Source organism: Micromonospora sp. AMSO12t (assembly GCF_008806585.1).
GTDB classification, from domain to species: domain Bacteria; phylum Actinomycetota; class Actinomycetes; order Mycobacteriales; family Micromonosporaceae; genus Micromonospora; species Micromonospora reichwaldensis.
Genome location: NZ_WAAS01000488.1, coordinates 1 through 1,639 on the forward strand (window position 1 = coordinate 1; position 1,639 = coordinate 1,639).

The window sequence follows — 1,639 nt, forward strand, 5'->3', positions numbered from 1 at the left end:
GGGCACCCCGCCGCTGCCGGGACCTGTCGCGCCGCTGTACGAGCGGGTGCGCGCGGGCCGGGAGTTCAGCGCGAACGTCCGCTCCACCGTCGACGTGCTCTGGGTGCTCTACGACCGGGTCCTCCGGATCGCCCCGGAGACCGTCGACGACCCCGGGCGGGACCGGTTCCTGCTCTCCAAGGGCCACGCCGTGGCCGGCTACTACGCCGTACTCGCCGCGAAGGGGTTCGTTCCCGCCGACTGGCTCGACGACCAGGGCGGGCCCGCCAGCCGGCTCGGCGACCACCCCGACCGGGTGCTGGTGCCCGGGGTGGAGATCGGCTCCGGCTCGCTGGGCCACGGGCTCGGGCTCGGCGTGGGCACCGCGCTCGGGCTGCGCGCCCAGGGCCTGCTGACGCCCCGGGTGCACGTGCTGCTCGGCGACGCGGAGTTGGACGAGGGCTCCAACCACGAGGCGATCGCGTACGCGGGAGCGACCGGGCTGGGCAGCCTGACCGCGATCGTGGTCGACAACAGCTCCGCCACGCACGGCTGGGCGGGCGGCGCCGCGGCCCGGTTCACCGTCAACGGCTGGACCGCCGCCACCGTCGACGGGCACGACCACGACGCCCTGCACACGGCCCTGACCGGGCACGACAACCACCGGCCGCACGTCGTCGTCGCGGTCGTCGACCAGGGGGAGTGACCGTGCGGGACCGTTTCATCGAGACCACCACCGCGCTGCTGGCGGAGGATCCGCGTACGGCCCTGGTGCTGGCCGACATCTCCGCCGACGCGTTCGAGCCGGCCGCGTACCGGCACCCGGACCGGGTGCTCAACGTCGGGATCCGGGAACAACTGCTGGTGGGCGTGGCCGGCGGGCTCGCCCTGACCGGGCTCCGGCCGATCGCGCACAGCTACGCCCCGTTCCTCGTCGAGCGGGCGTACGAGCAGCTCAAGCTCGACCTGGACCACCAGGGCGTGGGCGCGGTGCTGGTCAGCATCGGCGCGTCGTACGACCGGGCGGCCGCCGGCCGGACCCACCTGTCGCCGGCCGACGTCTCGCTGATCGACACCCTGCACGGCTGGACCGTGCACGTTCCCGGTCACCCCGACGAGGTGCCGGCGCTGCTGCGGGACGCGGTGGCCGCCGACGGCTCGGCGTACCTGCGGCTGTCCACGCTGCACAACGCCCGGCCGTACGGCGGCGGCGCGCTGCGGGTCGTCCGGGACGCGGGGCCGGGCGCACCGCTGCTGGTCGCGGTGGGGCCGGTGCTGGACGCGGCGGTGGCTGCGGTGGCCGACCTGGGCGTGACGGTGGCCTACACCCACCGGCCGCGGCCGTTCGACACGGCGGGGCTGCGGGCGCTGGCCGGCGACGCGGTGATCCTGGTGGAGCCCTACCTGGCCGGCACGTCGGCCCGGGTGGTGTCGGCGGCCCTGGCCGACCGGCCGCACCGGCTGCTGGCGCTCGGCGTGGGACGGGAGGAGCTGCGCCGCTACGGCTCGGCCGAGGACCACACCCGCTGGCACGGGCTGGACGCCACCGGGCTGCGCCGTTCGGTCGCCAACTTCCTGGACGCGGCGCCGGTGCCGGCCGGCCGCTGAGTCACGCCGGCCGCTGAGTCACGCCGGCCGCGGCGGCGTGGAGGCCGGCGGT

Annotated in this window: 2 protein-coding genes; both read left to right on the forward strand. The window is 76.4% G+C overall.

Translation table 11 applies throughout. The annotated features are described in order from the left end of the window. Window positions 1–13: 13 nt before the first annotated feature. Window positions 14–685 (forward strand): transketolase, encoded by a 672-nt coding sequence (locus F6X68_RS32535; RefSeq protein WP_151457820.1) that lies wholly within the window; start codon window positions 14–16, stop codon window positions 683–685. A gap of 2 nt (window positions 686–687) precedes the next feature. Further along, the gene (locus F6X68_RS32540; RefSeq protein ID WP_151457819.1) at window positions 688–1,587 is read left to right on the forward strand and encodes a transketolase family protein; all 900 of its coding nucleotides are present in this window, start codon (window positions 688–690) and stop codon (window positions 1,585–1,587) included. The last annotated feature ends 52 nt before the right edge of the window (window positions 1,588–1,639 follow it).